General features: G+C 64.0%; 14 protein-coding genes. 3 read left to right on the forward strand and 11 right to left on the reverse strand.

Annotation, left to right across the window (positions count from 1 at the left end):
- Positions 1-3 precede the first annotated feature (3 nt).
- Genes AC1MEK_RS09535 through tagH form a run of 11 tightly spaced genes read right to left on the reverse strand, consistent with a single transcriptional unit; the run spans position 4 to position 16,152 of the window.
- The gene (locus AC1MEK_RS09535) at positions 4-1,731 is read right to left on the reverse strand and encodes a formylglycine-generating enzyme family protein (RefSeq protein ID WP_480396000.1); all 1,728 of its coding nucleotides are present in this window, start codon (positions 1,729-1,731) and stop codon (positions 4-6) included.
- On the reverse strand, positions 1,724-2,926 hold the full coding sequence (locus AC1MEK_RS09540; protein WP_480396001.1) for an ABC transporter permease family protein: 1,203 nt from the start codon (positions 2,924-2,926) through the stop codon (positions 1,724-1,726). Before AC1MEK_RS09540 ends, AC1MEK_RS09535 begins: the two co-directional genes overlap by 8 nt.
- Positions 2,926-3,642, reverse strand: a complete 717-nt coding sequence (locus AC1MEK_RS09545) for an ABC transporter ATP-binding protein (protein ID WP_480396002.1) — start codon at positions 3,640-3,642, stop codon at positions 2,926-2,928. The genes AC1MEK_RS09540 and AC1MEK_RS09545 overlap by 1 nt, the downstream gene beginning before the upstream one ends.
- On the reverse strand, positions 3,642-6,698 hold the full coding sequence (locus AC1MEK_RS09550; RefSeq protein WP_480396003.1) for a protein kinase domain-containing protein: 3,057 nt from the start codon (positions 6,696-6,698) through the stop codon (positions 3,642-3,644). Before AC1MEK_RS09550 ends, AC1MEK_RS09545 begins: the two co-directional genes overlap by 1 nt.
- 10 nt (positions 6,699-6,708) lie before the next feature.
- A complete protein-coding gene (locus AC1MEK_RS09555; RefSeq protein WP_480396004.1) occupies positions 6,709-7,440 on the reverse strand; it encodes a PP2C family protein-serine/threonine phosphatase in 732 nt (243 codons plus the stop codon).
- Positions 7,441-8,094: a type VI secretion system-associated protein TagF gene (gene tagF / locus AC1MEK_RS09560; protein ID WP_480396005.1), complete on the reverse strand. Its 654-nt coding sequence runs from the start codon at positions 8,092-8,094 to the stop codon at positions 7,441-7,443. It lies immediately after the preceding gene.
- A complete protein-coding gene (gene tssM / locus AC1MEK_RS09565; RefSeq protein WP_480396006.1) occupies positions 8,091-11,594 on the reverse strand; it encodes a type VI secretion system membrane subunit TssM in 3,504 nt (1,167 codons plus the stop codon). The genes tagF and tssM overlap by 4 nt, the downstream gene beginning before the upstream one ends.
- The gene (locus AC1MEK_RS09570; RefSeq protein ID WP_480396007.1) at positions 11,591-12,913 is read right to left on the reverse strand and encodes a DotU family type VI secretion system protein; all 1,323 of its coding nucleotides are present in this window, start codon (positions 12,911-12,913) and stop codon (positions 11,591-11,593) included. Before AC1MEK_RS09570 ends, tssM begins: the two co-directional genes overlap by 4 nt.
- Positions 12,914-12,919: 6 nt before the next feature.
- Positions 12,920-14,254, reverse strand: coding sequence for a type VI secretion system baseplate subunit TssK (tssK, locus tag AC1MEK_RS09575; RefSeq protein WP_480396008.1), 1,335 nt, complete (start codon positions 14,252-14,254; stop codon positions 12,920-12,922).
- Positions 14,255-14,269: 15 nt separating this feature from the next.
- Positions 14,270-14,767, reverse strand: coding sequence for a type VI secretion system lipoprotein TssJ (gene tssJ, locus AC1MEK_RS09580; protein WP_480396009.1), 498 nt, complete (start codon positions 14,765-14,767; stop codon positions 14,270-14,272).
- 53 nt (positions 14,768-14,820) lie between these two features.
- Positions 14,821-16,152, reverse strand: a complete 1,332-nt coding sequence (tagH, locus tag AC1MEK_RS09585) for a type VI secretion system-associated FHA domain protein TagH (RefSeq protein WP_480396010.1) — start codon at positions 16,150-16,152, stop codon at positions 14,821-14,823.
- Between the two features lie 391 nt (positions 16,153-16,543).
- Between tagH and tssA the strand changes: the two genes are divergently transcribed.
- The 3 genes from tssA to tssC all read left to right on the forward strand — a co-directional run bounded on the left by tssA (position 16,544) and on the right by tssC (position 19,692).
- A complete protein-coding gene (gene tssA / locus AC1MEK_RS09590; protein WP_480396011.1) occupies positions 16,544-17,569 on the forward strand; it encodes a type VI secretion system protein TssA in 1,026 nt (341 codons plus the stop codon).
- Between the two features lie 98 nt (positions 17,570-17,667).
- Entirely contained in the window at positions 17,668-18,183 is a 516-nt protein-coding gene (tssB, locus tag AC1MEK_RS09595; RefSeq protein ID WP_480396012.1) for a type VI secretion system contractile sheath small subunit, read from the forward strand.
- Positions 18,184-18,198: 15 nt separating this feature from the next.
- The gene (gene tssC, locus AC1MEK_RS09600) at positions 18,199-19,692 is read left to right on the forward strand and encodes a type VI secretion system contractile sheath large subunit (protein WP_480396013.1); all 1,494 of its coding nucleotides are present in this window, start codon (positions 18,199-18,201) and stop codon (positions 19,690-19,692) included.
- Positions 19,693-19,714: the final 22 nt, after the last annotated feature.

Consider the following 19,714-nt stretch of genomic DNA (forward strand, 5'->3'; position numbering starts at 1 on the left):
CCGTCACGGCTGTGCGGCCGAAGCGAGCAGTTCCTTCAGAATCGCCTGTGGGTCCGCGCGCTTTTGCTGGCGGTAGTTGCCCACGTGACGAACAAATAACGTGGCCCGGGCGACCAGGCTCTTGCCCAGCACCGGCTTGCGATTGAGTTCTTCTTTCACCCGCTGGAACTGCGCCTGGATCACCGCATCGGTGTAGCGCGTCCCGGTGGCCAGGTTGTCGATGTAAATGGCGACCGCACCGTCCAGCGCGCTGGTGCCGTTTTCGATGGCGCCCGCGAACAGCTTCACGCTGGCTTCGTCCTTGGCGTCGGCAGCCTGTTTCTGACTTTTGCGCAGGTTGGTCAGGCGGATGTTGTAGTTGTTGATGGTCTCGGCAACGAGCGCCGAAGACTGGATCAGGTTGCCCGCCGCTTCTTCGCGCTGCTGGGCAATCAGCGAAACGTTGCGCTTGAGTTCTTCGTTGACCAGCCCAAGCTCCGCCTGCAGGCGCGGGTCGGTGCTGGCGGCGATGATGGTGTCCAGGCGTTTGGTCGGGTCCTGGGCGTCGTCGATGGCGTCGGTCAGCGAGGCCAGGCGTCCTTCCTTCTTCCACTGTTCGAACAGCTCGTTGTAACGCGAGCGCGGTGCCGAGAGCGCGCCGATGGCGACCCGGAAACCCGTGGTTTCGTTGCTCTGTTCGGTGCCATCGGCGGCGAACAGCGGGTATTCGCGGCGCATGCCGGTAAACAGCGTGCCCTCGCCTTCCAGGTAGTTGCCGCCTTTGGCGACGAATCCGCCGTAGGTGCCCTGACGACGCCCGGCGTGCACCAGCTGGAAGGACTCCTGAACCATCTCGGCAGCGTTGCCGATCACATCGAACAGCCCGACCGGATTGGGCAGCTTGGTGCCGATGGGCATCAAGCGCGCAGCCTGCCCGGTCCCGCCCGCCACCTGATTGAATACCGCCCAATCACCCAGCGGGCCGTCTTCTTCGCTGCCTTCGACGCGGCGCGGAAACAACCGGCCTTCCAGCTCCTGACGGCTGACAGCCTGCCCGCCACGAGCGGCATATTCCCACTCGACTTCGGTGGGCAAGCGCACGAAACCCACGCCGCCATCGTCATCGTTCTTGCCCCGGCCGCTGACTGGTAGCAGGTCGCGGTGATATTTCATCAGCCAGGCGCTGTAGACCGCCGAAAAGCGTTCGGCCTCGAAGCGCGACAGCTTCACCTTGGGCAGGCGCCCGGCCATGCCTTCTGGCGCATCACAGGCCGGGGCCGGTTCGCCACTGGCCAGAGACTGGGCCTGGGACATCACTTGCGCGTACTGGCGCGCGGTGACTTCGTACTTGCCGATGAAATACAGCATCGGCTTGAGCGGCGTGGCGCCATCGGTTTTCGGCAGCTTGGGGCTGATAGTCTTGCGCCAGTCGGCAGGCAAGTCATTGAGGGTGAACTGGCCGTTGATGAAGTCGCGGCGATAGCCGGAAATAAACGACTGCTTGTAGCCCGCCTCGCCTTCGCTGAAGGGATAACCCAGGCTGATTTCCCGATCATCCAGCGTGCCCTGCGCCAATACATAGATGTAGCGCAATACCATCTGGCCTTCGCAGGGCAGCGGCAGGATCACATCGTCGGCCAAGGGCTTGGGGTTATCCAGCGTGTCTTCGGCCAGTGCCTGCGAAACAACGCCCAGTGACGCGCACAAGGACGCCATGGCCAGCGCCAGGCCAACCCGTCGCAACTCAAACATCTCTGATTCCTTCCGAAGCTTCGATCTGCGCCACGCGCCAGCCGCCCAGCGCCGCTGCCAACGCACTGGCGGCCAGCACGGCGCCCGCCGCAACGACGTAATGCTGAACAAGCAGTTGGCTGGCGTGCTCGCCCGGCACCTGCACGAATAACTGGTTGAGGCCGCACTCGGCCAGACGGTAGAGCCCGGCGCTGACCAGCGATGCCAGCACGCCGCTGTAGAAGGCCTGCATAACCACGAACGACAACAGCGCTCCGGTGCTCAAGCCCAGCAGACGCAACACTGAGAGTTCCCGCCGCTTGCGCTCGACCGCCGCCAGGGCGCCTGCGAACACCGCAGCCAGCGCACCGATCAACGCCAGCCCGGCGATGACCCAGAAGACGATGGACAGATTGCGGCTCAGGGATCGCACTTGCGCGATGGCGGACGCCTGAGTGGAAACCAGCAAATGCTGATCGGCGAAATAGCGGCGCAGCGGCTCGACATCGTCCAGCGTGCGGGCGTACAGGCGAAACGCCGGAAACACCCGCTGCGACGCGGCATCGGAGCTCTCGCCACTCCAGCCGAAAGCCTCGACGACGCGCCCGTCGCGGTAGTCCTCGACCGCTTCGAGCAAGGCCATCGAGGCGAACATACCGTCTCGCCCGAACGCTTCCAGTTTCAGCACTGCAGCCACCTGCAAGCGGGTGCGCTGGGCCTGGGGCCGCCCGGACACCTGCCGGGTGAAGGTCGCGTCCAGCCAGTCCCCGGACTTGGCGCCGAGTTTTTCGGCAGCGGTCGCGCTGAGCAAAATCTGATCGATTCGCGCGGGCGGCGCGATATCGCCCAGCAATGGATCGCCTGCCGCAGTGGGGATCATTTCCACATTGACCGGCTGGGTCTGAGCCGGGAAAGACAGGTCGGCAGTGGAGGCAATCTGTCGGGTGCGCGGCAGGGCAAACGCCACGTCCGGCCGCTGCGCCAGTTCATTGATGAAGCTGGCGCTGAAACGCCCGCCGCCCATGGGGATGATTTCGCGAATGCCTGGGTCGCGTTCCAGCCGCTCGGTCAGGCTGCCGACCAGGCCGAACTTCAAGCCGAACAGCACCAGCAGCGGCGCGATCACCGCAACCAGCGCCAGCACGGTGCAGGCCGACAGGCGCGCATCGGCGCGGTAGTCCTGCCAGGCGAGGGACGCTACCAGTGCGAAGGGCATCAGTGCGCCCCCACAAGCGTGGCCGTCACGCCGCCGTCTTGGTCGCGCGCGCAGTCGATGCGCAGCGGCTGCAACCCGGCATCCCGGGCCAGTTGCTCATCGTGGGTCGCGATTACGCAGCATGTTCGCTGCTCGCGGCTTTGCCGGAGCAGCAGCTGCATGACCCGCAGGGCATTGAACGGATCCAGCGCGGCGGTCGGTTCGTCTGCCAGTAACAAGGAAGGATTGTGCGCCAGCGCCCGTGCGCAGCTGACACGCTGGCGCTGGCCCACCGAAAGCGCATGGGGCTTTTTGTCCAGTTGCTCGCTGACTTCCAGCTGCGCCGCCAACCGCTCGACACAACCATCGTCCCCCAGCCCCAGCAGTTTGCGCGACAGCTCGATATTGCCGCGCACATTCAGGTAGCTCAGCAAGCCGCCGGTCTGCAGCACGTAGCCCACCTGCCGGCTGCGCAAGCTGGCCAGGCGGTTCTGGCGACCCTCGCGCCATAATCCGGCCACGTCGATGGGGCCTTGCTCGGTGGAAAAATCAAAGCGCCGGGAGTCATCCGGCGAAAGCACCAGCGCCAGCAGGTCGAGCACCGTGCTCTTGCCGCTGCCGCTGGGCCCGATCAGCGCGAACTGCTGCCCGGCGGCCAGATCCAGGCGCGGGATCATCAGGCTGTAGCGCTGGCTGCCTTGGCCGCGCGTCTTGCGCACCTCTCGCAGGCTGATCATCACGGCAGCGTCGACAATGGAACGCGGTACAACGCATCGCCAGGCTCGGCATCACCGAAGCGAACCCAGTTGGCGAGGTCGTTGTGGAAGGTTTCATAGAGGCGGATCTTCGAATCCAGCTCGTCGATAAAGTCTTCCTGCTCGGCCACGCTCAGCGACAGCCAAAGATCCTGAGTCATGCTCAGGGATTTACTGCGATAAGGCAGCCCGTCCAGGTACTCGCCCAACACACCGCTCTGGGCCAGATTGCCGCCCTGGCGCAGCGCAGCCGGGTCGCGGCTCATGTAGGCGCTGGCGCTGGCGATTTCCTGGAAGAAGTCCTTGGGCGAGCTTTGCGTCTTGCGCGCAGCGTCGACGATCAGCTTCAGCGACTGTTGCAGGTCGTTGAGCTGCAACTTGCTCAGCAGCACGCACACCTGGAATTCGGGCAGGGTCGGGTTGGTCAGGTCGCGATCGGCGGTCCAGGCGCTGACCAATTGCGGCGCACGGGTGCCGGTCTTCTGGCCGAGAAAGTCCATCTGCATCGCGTAACCGATGGCGGCCGACTTGTCCTTCAGGCCGGGCGCTGCTGGCAGAGCCGGCGCGCTGGGCGGCTGGTTGCTGCGTACCTGATGCACCAGATCGGCGAAGACCGAGCCGATTTCCGCCACCCGTTCGCCGAACTTGTGCACATCGCCGCCGGGCACCGGCACATACAGATCACCGATCTGCGGATTGGCATCGGCGGTCAGCGTGCGGTATTGCTGCTCGGCGAAGGCATGGTTCTTCGCCCCCGCCTGGGTTTTCAGGTGCAGGGCGTAGATCTTGATCTGCTTGCCCAGCGCGGCCTGGCGCACCTCGGCCTCGTTCATCTGGGTGCTGCTGTACGGGTCGTTCTTGCGCAATGAACCAGCATCGCTGACCAGCAGGATCAGCCGCCCGCCATAGCCATCCCAGTCCATGCCGTTGACGGCCTGCATCACCCCGGCAAAGCCGTCCTCGTTGAACGAGTGGCTGGAGACATCCGTGGCCTTGACCTGGCTCGCCAGCTCGAGGAATCGCTTGGGGTCACGCCCCTGCTCCAGCGTGACCAGGGTCTTGCTCAGATAGCCAAGGCCCGGGGTTTTGCTGATGTTGTTGCGAAAACCCACCAGCCCGAAACTGACGCTGTCCAGCTCGCCGCGTTTGGCGATCTGGCTCTGCAACTCGGCAACGACATCACGCACCTGATCGATGTACGGCTGCATCGACACCGAGGTGTCGACCACCAGCACCACGCCCGTGCGGAACGCGTTGTTTGTGGCGACAGGCTTGATCAGCTCACCCGAACCGGTTTTCTGCGGCGCGTTGCCGGGGTCGATGGACGCGACGTTGAGCAACTGGACCGGCTGGCCGTTCTGATCGAAGGTTTCGCGGGAATCGAAGATCGGCAGCAGGTAGAACTGGTTTTGCGCGATGGCGCTGTTGGCGGGCTCCAGGGCCAGCACCTGTTGCGAGTGATCGGCGTTTTTCTGCGCATCGAGCAGTAGTTGCTTCGCCGCAGCCGGATCGTTGAGCAGCTTTTCCAGCGGGCCCGGCTCGCGCAGGAACATTGCCGGCGCACGGCCGGAACGTTCGCTGAACTTGAGCACCAGGCTCTGCTTCCAGTCACTGACCTGGTCGGCCGGCAGCCAGCCCTGACTGCGCCCGTCGCTGGCGGCACCGACCCGCAACCATGGCGCGCCGTTGACCGTCTTGCGTTGGTAGACATACAGCACCGAAAACGCCGTCAGCGGCTGCCTGCCCGGCGTGATACCGGCTTCGTCGGAGAGCAGCGCACCGGGCTTGCTCAGTACCCGCTGGAACAGGGTTTTCTTGTTCGTCATCAGTAGCGGGCGCTCGCCGCCATCGACGTCAGTGGTGGAGGAAACCGGTTTCGTCGAAAGTGGCGGAGTCTGAAGCGGCTTGGTGGGTGCCGCCGCAGCCTGGCTGACGGGTGCGACATCGGCCGCCTGCGCGGGCTTGTCGTTGTCCAGCCACCAGTAACCACCGACACCCAATCCCAGCGCCGCCGCCACTGCGACAGCCAGCAAGGCCAGCACAGGGCCCTTGCGCTGCTCGGACTGGCCCGAAGTGCTTGACGCCGGAGTGGGTCGCGCGGGTGCAGTGGCTGGCTGCACAGGTGGCGTGTCCGGAATCTCGATGGACACCGGCGTCAATCCGCCCAGGTCTTCCTTGGGTTTGGCCGCAGAGAAATCAGCAGGCGGCAACGGCAAGACGCGCACCTGAGTGGCGTCCAGGTCGTCTGGCGGCAAGGCATCCAGCGCGGCGATCAGCTCGGCGGCATCGGCGAAACGCTGCTCGCGATCCTTGGCCAGCAGCTTTTCGAGAATGTGTTGATAACGGCCATGATGGATCGGCAGTTCCGGCAGCGGTTCGGTCAGATGCGCCAGCGCGGTGGAGAGTGCATCGGTGCCGTCGTACGGCAACTTGCCGACGAGAATCTCGTAGAGCACCACGCCCAGCGCATACAGATCGGCGCGGCCGTCGATCTCCAGCCCGCGCGCCTGCTCCGGGCTCATGTAACTGGGGGTGCCCACGGCGAACCCGGCCTGGGTGAACTGGGTGCGGTCGTCCAGCGACTTGGCGATCCCGAAGTCCGACAGCACCGCCGAACCGTTGGCGCGGAACAGGATGTTGGCCGGTTTCACATCGCGGTGCACCAGCCCTTGCGCATGGGCATAACCCAGCGCCTGGGCGATCTGGCGAATGTAGGTCAGGCCCTGCTCGGCGCTCATGCCCGCCGCCACGCGCTCCTTGAGCGTGCCGTTGGGCAGATACTCCATGGCCATGTAGTACAGATCGCCGACATTGCCGATGTCGTGGATGGTCACAGTGTGCGGATGAGTCAGGCGCGCCAGGGTCTTGCCTTCGCGCAGGAAGCGTTCGCAGAACGTGGGGTCAGCCGCCAGCGAAGCGGCCATGACTTTCAGCGCGACCTTGCGTTCCAGCGAGCGTTGCGTGGCGAGGTAGACGGTGGCCATCGCGCCTTCGCCAATTTCGCCTTCGATGTCGAATCCGGGAATCAGTATGTCCATGTGCGGGTCTTCAAGAGGCTTTGACGACAATGGCCGTGATGTTGTCGGGGGCGCCCCGGGTCAGGCCCAGGTGCACCAGGCTGCGCACCACCTGCAGGGGGTCGGCGTGGCCCAGCACGTCACCGATTTCATGGTCTTCGGCAGTCTTGTTCAGCCCATCGCTGCACAGCAGCCAGGTGTCGCCGGGCAGGATCTCGAATTCGGTCACCGCCACCTCCAGCGAATCCTCGACGCCAATGGCGCGGGTGACGATGTTGGCGCGCGGGTGCACCCGGGCTTCGGATTCGCTGAGCAAGCCGCTGTCCTGTAACTCCTGCACGTAGCTGTGATCGTGGGAAATGCGCTGCAACTGGCCGTCGCGCAGGCGATAGAGGCGACTGTCGCCGACCCACAGGCACACGCCCTGATTGCCCTGAACGGCCAGCGCCACCACGGTGCTGCCCATCAGGCTCAACCCGCGGCGCCGGGTCTCTTCGCGCACGGCGCTGTTCACCTGAATCAGCCCGTCGCGCAGTGCGGCGCTGTAGGTCGCCAGCGAGTCGCTGGCCGCAATGCTGCGCAGGCTGTCGACGATCAGGCTGGCGACGTAATCCCCGGCCGCGTGGCCGCCCATGCCATCGGCGACCACCCACAGGCCGTTGTGCGCCAGCTCCAGAAAGGCGTCTTCGTTGATCTGCCGCACCAGGCCGACGTGGCTGTAGCTGGCGCTGCGGTAGTGCAGTGATTCAGGTAATGCAGGCATCTAGGTCGACGCTCCTTGTCCCAACAGGTAGCTTGCGAACTGCGCAGGATCAGGCAGGCCCTGACAGCGCATCAGGCCCGGCGCGATACGCTCCGAGCCCTTCCCCCACCACAGGCTTGCGCCTTCGCAGGCCAGCTCGGCGAGTGTCTGAAAACGTGCCTGCGGGTCGCTCGCCTGGGTGCGTTGCAACCCGGCGAAACGGCCGATGGACGGGTGCGCAGATGTGGGCAGAAAGCCCAGGTTCGACACGCTGTCGTCGAACGCCGAAAAATCCGCGCCCTCCTCCAGCGTCGCCAGCATCAATGCCTCGACCTGCTCGAACCAGTCGTCAGGCGCGTTGACCACTGCGGCCAGCGACTGACCGGGTTCCAGGGTCTGCGCGACCGTCATGGGGAAATAGCGCCCGACCCGGTCGATGCTGGGCATCAACACTCCCGCCACGGCCTGCGGCCCACATACGCCCGGCGCCAGGGCAAAGCGCCAGAGCGGGCTGACCAGATAGGTATCGAGCCAGTCCGGGCCCAGTTGCTGCTGGCTCATCAGCAGCCCGGCCGCCAGCCAGCTGTCCCAGGGCTTGATGAAGTCCTGCCCCAGACCCCGGCTGACAAAATCGCCGCGGCTGGCCAACTTGCCGTAGAAACCCAGCGTCGTCATAACCGCTCCGGCAGGCTGAACCCGCTCAACACACGGCTCTTGAACGGATTGAAGGCGCTGTTGGCGCGCAGTTCGTAGGAAATGCTGGCGTTGTCGACCCGCAATCTCAGGTTGAAGCGGTCGGGAGATCCGCCGCTGACCAGATCCGACTGATCCAGCAGGCGGAACCACGCCCATGGGCCATCGAGGGTGACGCCCGAGCGACCGCTGGCCGCGGGTGGCAGGATCGACAGGCGCACTACGCCGATGCTGCCCGGATTAGGCCACTGCATCGCCACCGGGCGGCTGGGGCCGTGGTCGTAGCTGATCTGCTGGCCGTCCAGATCGAGCAGAAACTGGGTGATCGAAGCGTCCATCGCCACCGGTTTGAGCTCGAAACGTACGGTCGGCTGCAGGCCGCCTGAGCGGAAGAACGCATCGCGAATCGCCGAAGCCCGCTGGAAGGTCTGCAACACCTGTGCATTGATCCCCAGCTTCTGCGCCGCCCCCGGCTGCCAGCGCCAGGTCGGGCTGGCGGTGTCGACGTAGCCTTGCAGGTACTTGCGGAAGTAGTTGTCCATCACCCCGCCCACGCCGAAGAACAGGCCGAAGTCATCGAGGGTCGCGTCCCGCGTGCTTCCGGGGGTCAGCGGGTAGCGGCCGCTCAGGGACTGCCGGTAAACGTTCACCACGTCGCTGACCCACGCCGCATTCAGCTGATTGCGCACGCCGCCCATCATGGTGTTGGTGGTCGAACTGACCACCGATTTCACCAGCCCCTGTACCACAGGCGGCTGGCGCTCGGCGTTCAGACTCACCCGTGTCGCTGCCGCGCTGGCCGAGTTCTTCGCCTCACCCAGCAAGGCATCGCCGCTGGCGCCGACCATCGCGCTGACCTGCACATAGAGCGCGTTCATGTCCGCCAGCAGGCCGTCGATGGCGGCGGGCTCGCCGTCGCCCTTGCTGACAAAGGCATTGAGCTCGGCGAAGTGGCTGGACACCGGATCCTGCGTCGCTTCAGGCGCAGCAGCAATGCTGGCCGGTTCTTGCCCCAGCATCGAACCCAGCCGTTGCTTGAGTTGATCGACACCGCCTTCGACCTTCTTGCCCTGCTCGGCCAAGCGTTTGTCTTCGTGCTGCAGATCGGTTTCGGCGGCCACGGCGACCAGCAGTTTCTTGAACGGCGACGTCGGCCCGGATATCACCCGCAACACATCGGCAGCCTGGGCGACGCTGGTGATGGGCACGAAGTCGACATCGGCCAGCAGCGCGTCCCATTGGCGCTGGTAATCCTGGAAATACAGGCGACGCACATCGGCCGCCAGGCTGGCGACGTTCTGCTGATCGGCGCGGTCCAGGCCCAGTACCCACTGCTCTTCGGCCAGGGTGCCGGCCTGACTCAGGCTGGTGGCCAGAAACGCCTGGCGATAACCCTTGGCGGTGAAAAAGCCGCTCAAGGGTTCGCCCAGGGGTTTGCCGCTCTTGCGCGAGAACACCAGCGCTGCATCGCGCCCGGCCGCTTCGGTGATACGAAAATCGCTCACGCCCTGTGGCAGTTTCTGACGCTTGACCCGGTCATAGACCCGCTGCGCCACCGGCAACTGCTGCAATTGTCGACGCAGATCGTCGATCAGCCGCTGGTCGAGCCGCGCCGTCGGCGGATGGCGCTCGAACAGCGCCTGCAAATGCTCGCCCAGCGCCTGACGCTGATCGGGCGGCAAATCGCGCGGCAGGCTCTGGTCCCAGTCCAGCGCCACCCAGGCCTTGATGAAATCGGGGTCGTAATGCTCGTTGTCGGCGAGCATCAGGTACGCTTTCAAGCCTTCATAGAGAAAATCCGAGCTGCCGCCACTGCGCAGCTGTTCCTCGACCCGGCTGACCAGACGCGGGGCGAACACGGCAATCAGCAACTTGCGGTAAACGCTGGCGGACTCGGCCTCCAGCATGTCGCCCTGATACAACCCCAGCCCCCGGGACATGCTCGGTGCGTCCCCGGCCAGATGGCGCAAGGCGTTGAGCAGCGGCAGCACCGCCAGCACGTCGCGCTGCGCCGGGCTCAGGGCCTGAACGCTCTGGCCCAATGGGGCGACCTTCTGATCGACCTGCGCGATGTAGGCCTGATTGGCGCGGTAGCTGACCAGCCAGAGCGTGCCGACCACCAGCACCAGTGCAACGGTGGCCGCCAATGCTCCGCGCGCCAGCCATTTGCGGCGACGCTCGACTGCCGGGTTCACGCCCACCAGCCCGCGCTCGGCAAAGGCGACGGCGGTGAACAGCTTCTCGATGAAGTAACTGCGACCGGTGCCCGTCTGCCGCGCCAGATACTGGCGGTCCAGATTCATGCTCTGGGCCATGGCGCCGATCAGGCGATCGATCGGGCTGCCTTCCTGGGTGCCACTGGTCAGATACACCCCGCGCAGCAAAGCGCGGTCTTCAAAGGCATTGGGCTTGAACACACCGTCCAGGAAGCCTTGCAGCGTTTCTTTCAATGCACCGAATTGCTGCAGGAATCCGTAGATCAAATCCCGCCTTGCCGGGTCACGCTCCTGCTGCAGGCGCTCGACCAGCCGCTCGTTCAGGCGCTGCTCCAGCAACGCGAATTCCCCGAGGAAACTCGCCAGCGGCCCTTCGCTGTTCTTGCCGTCATCCAGCGCAAAGGTCATGCCCCAGACCTGCGCCCGCTCCTCCTTGCTCAAGGCATCGAAGAACTCCATGAAGCCTGGCACCAGATCAAGCTTGGTCAGCATCACGTAGATCGGGAAGCGCACGCCCAACTGGCTGTACAACTCTTGAATGCGCGAGCGAATCGCAGCGGCGTGGGCCGCGCGCTCGGCCTCTGTGCCCAGCAACAGATCGGACAGGCTGATAACGATGAAGGCCCCGTCGATCGGCCGGCGCGAGCGTTGGGTTTTCAGCAGATCGAGAAAGCCGAGCCAGGCCGCCTTGTCGACCTGGGCATGGCTGTCCTGAGTGGTGTAGCGGCCCGCGGTGTCGAGCAAGACCGCCTGATCGGTGAACCACCAATCGCAGTTGCGTGTGCCGCCCACGCCGCGAATCGCACCGGCGCCCATTTGCGCAGCCAGTGGAAAATGCAGCCCGGAATTGACCAGCGCCGTGGTCTTTCCCGAGCCGGGCGGGCCGATGATCACGTACCACGGCAACTCATAGAGATTGCGCCGCTCATCGCCACCCAGACGAGCTTTCTTCAACAGCTGCAGCGCTTCGTCCATGCGCTGGCGCAGGGTCGCCAGTTCCTCGGCGGTGGCGACACTGGCCGGATCCGGCGCAGTCTCTGCCGCCAGGCTTTCCAGAACTTTCGCCGCATGACGACGCGCCTGAACAATGCGGAACACCCGCCAGGCGATCCACACCGCGAACAGCAGAACGATCAACGCCCAGCGACGGCCTTCCGGCACCAGCACGTCCAGCAGCGGGCCGATGAACCAGATGATCAGGCTCAGCGCGATCAGGCCCAGCACCGGGACGACCCAGCGAATGACAAAACCGAAAAACGCCTTCACTCGACTCCCTCCGCCAATACCGTGATTTCAACCCGACGATTCTTCGCCCGCCCTTCGGCGGTCGCGTTGGACGCCACAGGCTCTGTGTCGCTGCGGCCTTCGGCAGAGAAGCGCTCCGGCTGGCCGGTCTTGGCCGCGAGGATCTGCAGCACCTGCTCGGCGCGGGCCTGGGACAATGCCCAGTTGGACGGGAAGCGCAGGGTGGCGATGGGGCGGTTGTCGCTGTGGCCGGTCACGCGGACCTGGCCTTTGACTTTGCGAATGGCGTCGGCGATGCGCAGCATCAGCGGCTGGAAGTCGTCGACGATGCTGGCGCTGCCGGACGAGAAGATTTCGTCGCCACGGATGGTCACCACCGATCGGTCAACCGCGTCTTCGACCGCGACCCTATTGGCCTTGATGTCGTCCACAAGAAAGCCTGCCAGACGAGGACGTTCGACCACCTTGGGTTGAATCACCGCAGGCGTGATCGCCTGCACCGGAATCTCGCCCAGCGCGTGAATGTTCTTGAACACCGGCTCGGCATCGGCGGCCAGTTTCAGGCGCAGCCCGACCAGCAACACCAAAAGCAGCGCCAGGCCAATTGCCAGCCCGACCCATGGCGGCATGAACTGCGACAGCCGATCACGCACCAGCGCAAGCCCGCGCCAGTGCGGCGAAAGCTCGCGCTCGAACTCGCCCCGTGCGCTGCGAATCGCCGCGCTGGTGCGTTCGCGCAACACTTCCAGCTGACTGCGACCGTCGTTCATCACCCGATAGCGGCCTTCAAAGCCCAGGCACATGCACAGGTACAACAGCTCAAGCAGGTACAGGCGCTCGCGGGGACTTTGCAGGCAATGTTCGAGCAGCTGGAAAACCTTTTCGCCGCCCCAGGCCTCGTTGTGCACAGTGATCAGCAGGCTCTGCTTGCCCCATTCGCTTTCGCTGCCCCAGGGCGTGCTGAGCACGGCTTCGTCCAGCGCGGTGCACAAGGCATAACGCGCCAGCAACACCTCGTTGCGCACCACGCCCGCTGCCTCGGCGCGCTCTTCGAACTGGCGCAGATAGCCCAGCAATTGCGCACGCAGGCTGGCCGGTGCCGGGTGGGCGATGGTGCTGCGCAGGCGCGTCAGCATGGCCAGCAGGGGACCTGCCGCAGCCTCAAGCGGGTTCAGGCCTTTGGCCTGACCGATCGGCAATGGCGCGGCGGGCACCGACAACGGCGGCGCAGGCTCGGCAGGTCCTGCGGGCTGCGGGCCACGTCCACCGGGGCGCGGCATGAACTGGGTGCGCTCGTTGGCAGGCGTCGAGGTATTGAACGGACCGTCCTGGGAGTTCATCGCGGCTTATCCTCGAATGGCCCAGAAGGCCAGGTTAAGGCCGGGAAACTCACCGGCGACGTGGAAGGCAAAACCGCCCGACTTGGCGAGCTCCTTCCAGTGCTCACTGCCGCGATCAAGCTCGTAGTAGGTCGAGCCCGCGTGAAACGGGATCTGCCGGGGCGCCACGGGCAGCGGCAGCAGGCCGATGCCGGGCAGTTGCAGGTTGACCAGGTTGCGGATGTGCTCGACCGAACCGACCTTGCTCTGCTGGCCAAAGCGCCCGCGCAGGGTTTCGCTGGGCATGTCGGCGCGCACCACCAGCACGAAGCTGGCGTTGTCGAGCAGGGTGCGGTCAGACAGCATCCCCACATGGATGCCGTAGGCGCGCTCTTCGATAGGAATCGGCGTGGCCTTGCTGTCGATCAGCATCGACAGCGCTTCGCGCAAGGCCTGCATGACCGGCGCAAAGGTCGTCACCAGGTCGTCGTGCTCGTACCGCACAAACTTCTCGGGCCTGCGCCCGGAGGCTGAAAACGTGGCAAATTCGCCTGCCAGGCTCACCAGTTCGCTGTACAGGCGCTCAGGGTGCAGCGGGGTCAGCTGACTCAGATGCTCGAGCAGCGGCGCCGAGCGGTTGACCAGTTGCAGCAGCATGAAATCGGCGATTTCAGCCGCACCGCCGGCACCGGAGGCTACCACCCGACCGGCCAGCGCTTCGCCACGCTGATGCAACAAGCCGACCAGCTCGCTGTGAAAGGTGGAAAGCAGGTGAGACGCCGTGACGTCGAGGACCGGCGGGATGTAGTGCTCGTCCAGCGACAGGGTCCGGTCGGCGCGTTTTTCCTTGACCCGCACCACACCGATGGCAGCGTAATCGCTTAGCCCGTCCTTCGCGGTCAGCAGGCGCAACGCCCGGGCGCCGACCGCCACCGGGGCGCGGTTTTCGAAGGGCGCATTGTCGTCACGCACCTCGCGCACCTGGCTGACAAACCGCGCGCCGCCCGCCGCTTCGCCTTCATCCACGGTGTCACGCTGCCCCGCGCGCTTGAGCGGCAAGGCCAGATACACCACACCATCGCGCAGCTGGTCATCGATGTTCAGCGGGCTCGGCGCCAGGTCGTCATGGGGAATGTTGAACGGCGTGCCGTCGGGCAACAGGCCGCGGGCGGAAACGATGGCCAGCTTGCCCTGGGCCAGAAGCCCCTGATCGAGCAACAGCTCGGAAAAACCCCAGGCACCGGCCGACAGCGGGCGGCTGCGGGCATCGATGAGGTTTTCCAGATAGCGGTCATGCTGCTGGAAGTGCTGGGTTCCAATGAACATGCCTTCCGACCAGACCACACGATTATTCCAGGACATGGTTTCTCCGGTTGCCTATTGGGCAGAACGAGTTGAGGAAGGGACGTTCACGGCGCGGGCATCCAGATCGATCCGCAGCGCGGTGGTTTGCCGGGATGAAACGCTGAGCACGCTGCGCCAGCGGGCCTGATCGATCTCGCGATAGCCGACCACCAGCCCGACCTGGCGCGTGGCAGGGTTGAGGTCGCGCTCGATATCGAGCTGCTGCCCGGGCAGGACCTGCACCTCGTCCTGATCGACAAGGTCGGCGCCCAGCGTCGCCTGCGCCCGCTCGGCCAGCGCGAAGTAGTCCGAGCGCAGGAACGTGGCGCTGTTTTTCAGCTCGTAGATGCGCACCCGCACAGGCGCGGGCTCGCCGGTAGCGCCCGGGTTGAGGCCGAGCGCGGCATTGAAATGCAGGGCAATAGCGCGGGTGTCAGCCGGATTTTCGACTGACGCAGGCGTAGCTGCGTCTTTCGCACACGACACCAGCAACAGCGCCGTGGCGGCTGCCGATACAACTCTTGCAAACATCCTGCGTCCTCATGACGTACTGACTGTCTATCCGTTTTTCCATGGGCCGCCGCTTACGGGCGGCGCAACCGTGCGCTGTGCTCTTCGTAGGCGCGGCTGAATTCGCGACCGAACAGGACCTGAAAATCGTCCTCGGCCTCGCGGGAAATCTGTGCGTAAAGTTCGGTGAACTGCTGCCAGTGCTGGGCCTGACGCGAGCCGAACAGGTTGGACAAGGCACCGGGCTTGCCCATGCGCGCTTCCAGTTGCGCAGGCTCGAAACGCTTGAGCAGCGCCTTGATCGCCGCTTCGACGCCCGCCATCACCGCCAGTTGGTGCGCGCGCAGATCGTCGAAGCTGTCAGCAACCGCCTGATCCGGCGGCATGAACGCCTGATTGCCGTGGCGCAGGAGCAGCAGCAGGGCCTCGTCGACGTTCGGTGCGAACTTCAGCGGGTTGTTCTCGACCGGGCGAATCATGGTCTGCTGCAGGCGGAACTCGCCCTTGAGGCTGCTGCGGGCGCGCAGCACGTCGATCAAACCCTCGACCATCAGCCGATAACTGCGCCCGATGGCCTCCATCTGTGCCTGCACCTGCTCTGGATCGATGCGCAGCTGTTCCAGGCCCGCCCCGCGCAGAAACGCCTGAAGCGGATCGGCGCCAATTTCAGATCCTGCTGCCTGGGCCTGAACGACAACGGGAGATGGCGCTTGCGCAGGGAGCGGTTCGGCCGGGATCACCGGCGCTTGAGCCGCAGGTTTAGGTGTCTCGGCGAGCAGGTTCCAGTCTTCCGGAATGACGCCCGCAGAAGGCGGGACGTGCTCCACAGACGCCTGAACTTCGGGTGGGCGAAAGTCGTGGCGTTCGGCGGGTACATGATCCGAAACGGTGGCGGGGGGAACGCTGGGCGCTGACAGAAAATCGAACAGATCGGGAAAAGTATCCTGCGCACCACCACCCTGAAACCGCGCAGTCGGCAACGGTTCGCAAGGTACTGGCGCAGCGCTCTTGTGCATGCCCATCAGCGCTTCGAAACTGTTGGCCGAGTCACTTGTTGAAACACTTTGCTGCGCCAGTTTCATTTCGAAATCAATTCGCGCGCTTATCTCGTACTCGCCAATGCGGATAACTTCGCCATCGGCCAGTGGTTCACTGTTGCCGCGACGCAGACGAATACCGGCGTTCACCAGCTCCACGCCGTTAGTACTTTGATCGGTCAAGTAGTAACGGCCATCCTTGTACTGAATGACGCAATGTCTAGAAGAAACAAGGCGTTCCGGATCGGGAAGTACCCAGTCATTTTCTTGACTGCGGCCTATTGCCATCACCCCGTTATCCATCGATATCTCGGGGACCTGGCCAGGGGTTATCTTGTGATAACTGGTGATAGTCAGACAGAGCGACACTTCGCCTCCTTGCTTACACTTCGTGCCTTTTCACACAGACGCGCGGGCCTGTCGATGACAGTCGAATATCGTGCAATAACGCTCAAAAACCGGGTTAAAACGCTGCAGATGCGGGATTTTCCGCGATTCTACACACACCTTCGTGACACTCGTACAGCCCGTTACTCATCAGTACTGCACGCTGTTAGCTACATCACAACTGTCACAGAGGGCGCATAGCTTACCTTGACAACGGATAACTTCCACACCAAAAATGCACAACTTTCAAAACAACTATGATGTCGCGATGACATCATTAGCCATATAGAAGAAAGACCATTTAGAAGTTTGCGTAGGAATTTTTACCGCGAACTATCAGATATATCCGCACCCGATAAGGAGATCGATTTTGGTGGATGTTCCGTTGTTGCTCGCCGCAGTTTCAGCGAACTCTCCATGTGGTGAAGACCTGGAGTACGACGCCGACTTTCTGCAGTTGGAGCGCGACGCCCAGGGTAAACCGGAGCGCGCCATGGGCGACTCGGTACAGCCGGCCGAACCCCCGCAATGGCGGCAGATCGAACAGTCCAGCATCGCTCTTCTGCAACGCAGCAAAGACCTGCGAATTACCCATTTCCTCCTGCAAAGTGCCCTGGCCCTCGATGGCTTCACCGGGCTTGCCAATGCCCTGACGCTGATCAACGACCTGCTCGGGCAATACTGGCCAACGCTGTACCCGCAGCTGGACGCCGATGACGACAACGACCCTACCGTGCGCATCAACGCGCTGGCCGGTATCGTCTGCGACAGCAACATCCGCCTGCTGCGCGAGAGCCTGCTGACCCGATCACGCACTTTCGGCCCGGTCAGCCTGCGCGCAGCGCTGAACGCCAGCGGCCTGCAGAGTTTTCCCGACGAGACCTTGCGGCCCGATGAGCTGGCCGGCGCCCTGCGTGACACCGATCCCGAGCAATTGTCGGCCACGCGCTCCGCGCTCTCGGAGGCCCACAGCACCGCCGACGCCATCGAGCATTACGTGTCGCAACAGGTGGGTTCGGCCCAGGGCGTGGATCTGTCCGCCCTCAAGCAGCCGCTCAAGCAGGCGCTACACATCCTCGCCGAGTATGCGCCTGACGGTGAAAGCCAGCTTTCGCCAACCGAACCGACGCAAGTCGTTGCAGCACAGGCCACCGTGCAAACCATCGCCAATGCCAGCGCGCCGCGGGTCAGCGGTGAAATCACCAACCGCGACGACGTACTGAACAGCCTTGACCGGATCCTTGCGTACTACGCCAGGCACGAGCCTTCGAGCCCGCTGCCGGTGCTGTTGAACCGGGCGAAGAACCTGGTGCACGCCGACTTCGCCGCCATCGTGCGCAATCTGATTCCGGACGGCATGTCCCAGTTCGAAAACCTGCGCGGGCCCGACGCCGAGTAGCGCGCTGCGCGCAATGACCCGGCAAGGATCACGCAAACCCGTTACCGGCCCAGTCCGATGACGCCAATCACGTCGCAAAGGCGACCAGGAGGAGCAACGTGGCGAACACCAGTTCTCAGAAATTCATTGCGCGCAACCGCGCCCCACGGGTCCAGATCGAGTACGACGTGGAGCTGTATGGCGCCGAGAAAAAGGTCCAGTTGCCGTTCGTCATGGGCGTCATGGCAGATCTGGCCGGCAAGCCTGCCGAGCCGCTGGCGGCCGTGGCCGATCGCAAATTCCTGGAAATCGACGTCGACAACTTCGACTCGCGCCTGAAGGCCATGCAGCCGCGCGTGGCCTTTCACGTGCCCAACGAGCTGACCGGCGAAGGCAACCTGAGCCTGGACATCACCTTCGAGAGCATGGACGACTTCAGCCCCGCCGCCGTCGCACGCAAGGTCGATTCGCTCAACCAGCTGCTCGACGCACGCACCCAGCTGGCCAACCTGCTGACCTACATGGACGGCAAGACCGGCGCCGAAGACATCATCATGAAGGCGATCAAGGACCCGGCATTGCTGCAGGCCCTGGCGAGCGCGCCAAAACCCACGGACGCCGAGCCCAAGGCCTAATCAGGACGAACGATCATGAGCCAATTGCTGCAGGACAATCAGCCCCAGACCAGCCTCACCGAAGACGCCAGCGAGTTCGCCTCGCTGCTGCTTCAGGAATTCAAGCCCAAGACCGAGCGCGCCCGCGAAGCCGTGGAAACGGCAGTGCGTACCCTCGCCGAGCAGGCGCTGGCGCAGACCGATCTGGTTTCCAACGACGCCATCACCTCGATCGAATCGATCATCGCCGCCATCGACGCCAAGCTGACCGCCCAAGTGAATCAGGTGATTCATCACCCTGAATTCCAGCAGCTGGAAAGCGCCTGGCGCGGCCTGCACTACCTGGTCAACAACACCGAAAGCGACGAACAGCTGAAGATTCGCGTGTTGAACATCTCCAAGCCAGAACTGCACAAGACCCTGAAGAAATTCAAGGGCACGGCGTGGGACCAGAGCCCGATTTTCAAGAAGATGTACGAAGAGGAATACGGCCAGTTCGGCGGCGAGCCTTATGGCTGTCTGGTCGGCGATTACTATTTCGATCAGTCGCCCCAGGATGTCGAGCTGCTGGGCGAGCTGTCCAAGACCTGCGCGGCGATGCACGCGCCGTTCATCGCCGCCGCCTCGCCGACGGTCATGGGCATGGGTTCGTGGCAGGAGCTGTCCAACCCGCGCGACCTGACCAAGATCTTCACCACCCCGGAATACGCGGGCTGGCGCTCGCTGCGTGAGTCCGAGGATTCACGCTACATCGGCCTGACCATGCCGCGTTTCCTGGCCCGCCTGCCTTACGGCGCCAAGACCGATCCGGTGGAGGCTTTCGCTTTCGAAGAAGATACCGACGGCGCCGACAGCGCCAAGTACACCTGGGCCAACGCGGCGTATGCGATGGCGGTGAACATCAATCGCTCGTTCAAGCATTACGGCTGGTGCTCGCGGATTCGCGGCGTGGAATCCGGCGGTGAAGTGCAGAACCTGCCAGCGCACACCTTCCCGACCGACGACGGCGGCGTGGACATGAAGTGTCCGACGGAGATCGCGATTTCCGACCGTCGTGAAGCCGAGCTGGCGAAGAACGGCTTCATGCCGCTGCTGCACAAGAAGAACACCGACTTCGCAGCCTTCATCGGCGCCCAGTCTTTGCAGAAGCCCGCCGAATACGACGACCCGGACGCCACCGCCAACGCCAACCTGGCCGCGCGCCTGCCGTACCTGTTCGCCACCTGCCGCTTCGCCCATTACTTGAAGTGCATCGTGCGCGACAAGGTCGGCTCGTTCAAAGAGAAGGACGAGATGCAGCGCTGGCTGCAGGACTGGATCTTGCGCTACGTCGACGGCGACCCGGCGCACTCCACCGAAACCACCAAGGCCCAGCAGCCGCTGGCCGCTGCCGAAGTGGTGGTCGAGGACGTCGAGGGCAACCCGGGTTACTACACCTCCAAGTTCTTCCTGCGCCCGCATTACCAGCTCGAAGGGCTGACGGTGTCGCTGCGCCTGGTCTCAAAGCTGCCTTCAGCCAAGGGTGCCTAACCGCAAACCCGTAGCAGCACGG

Source organism: Pseudomonas sp. 2, from assembly GCF_056627435.1.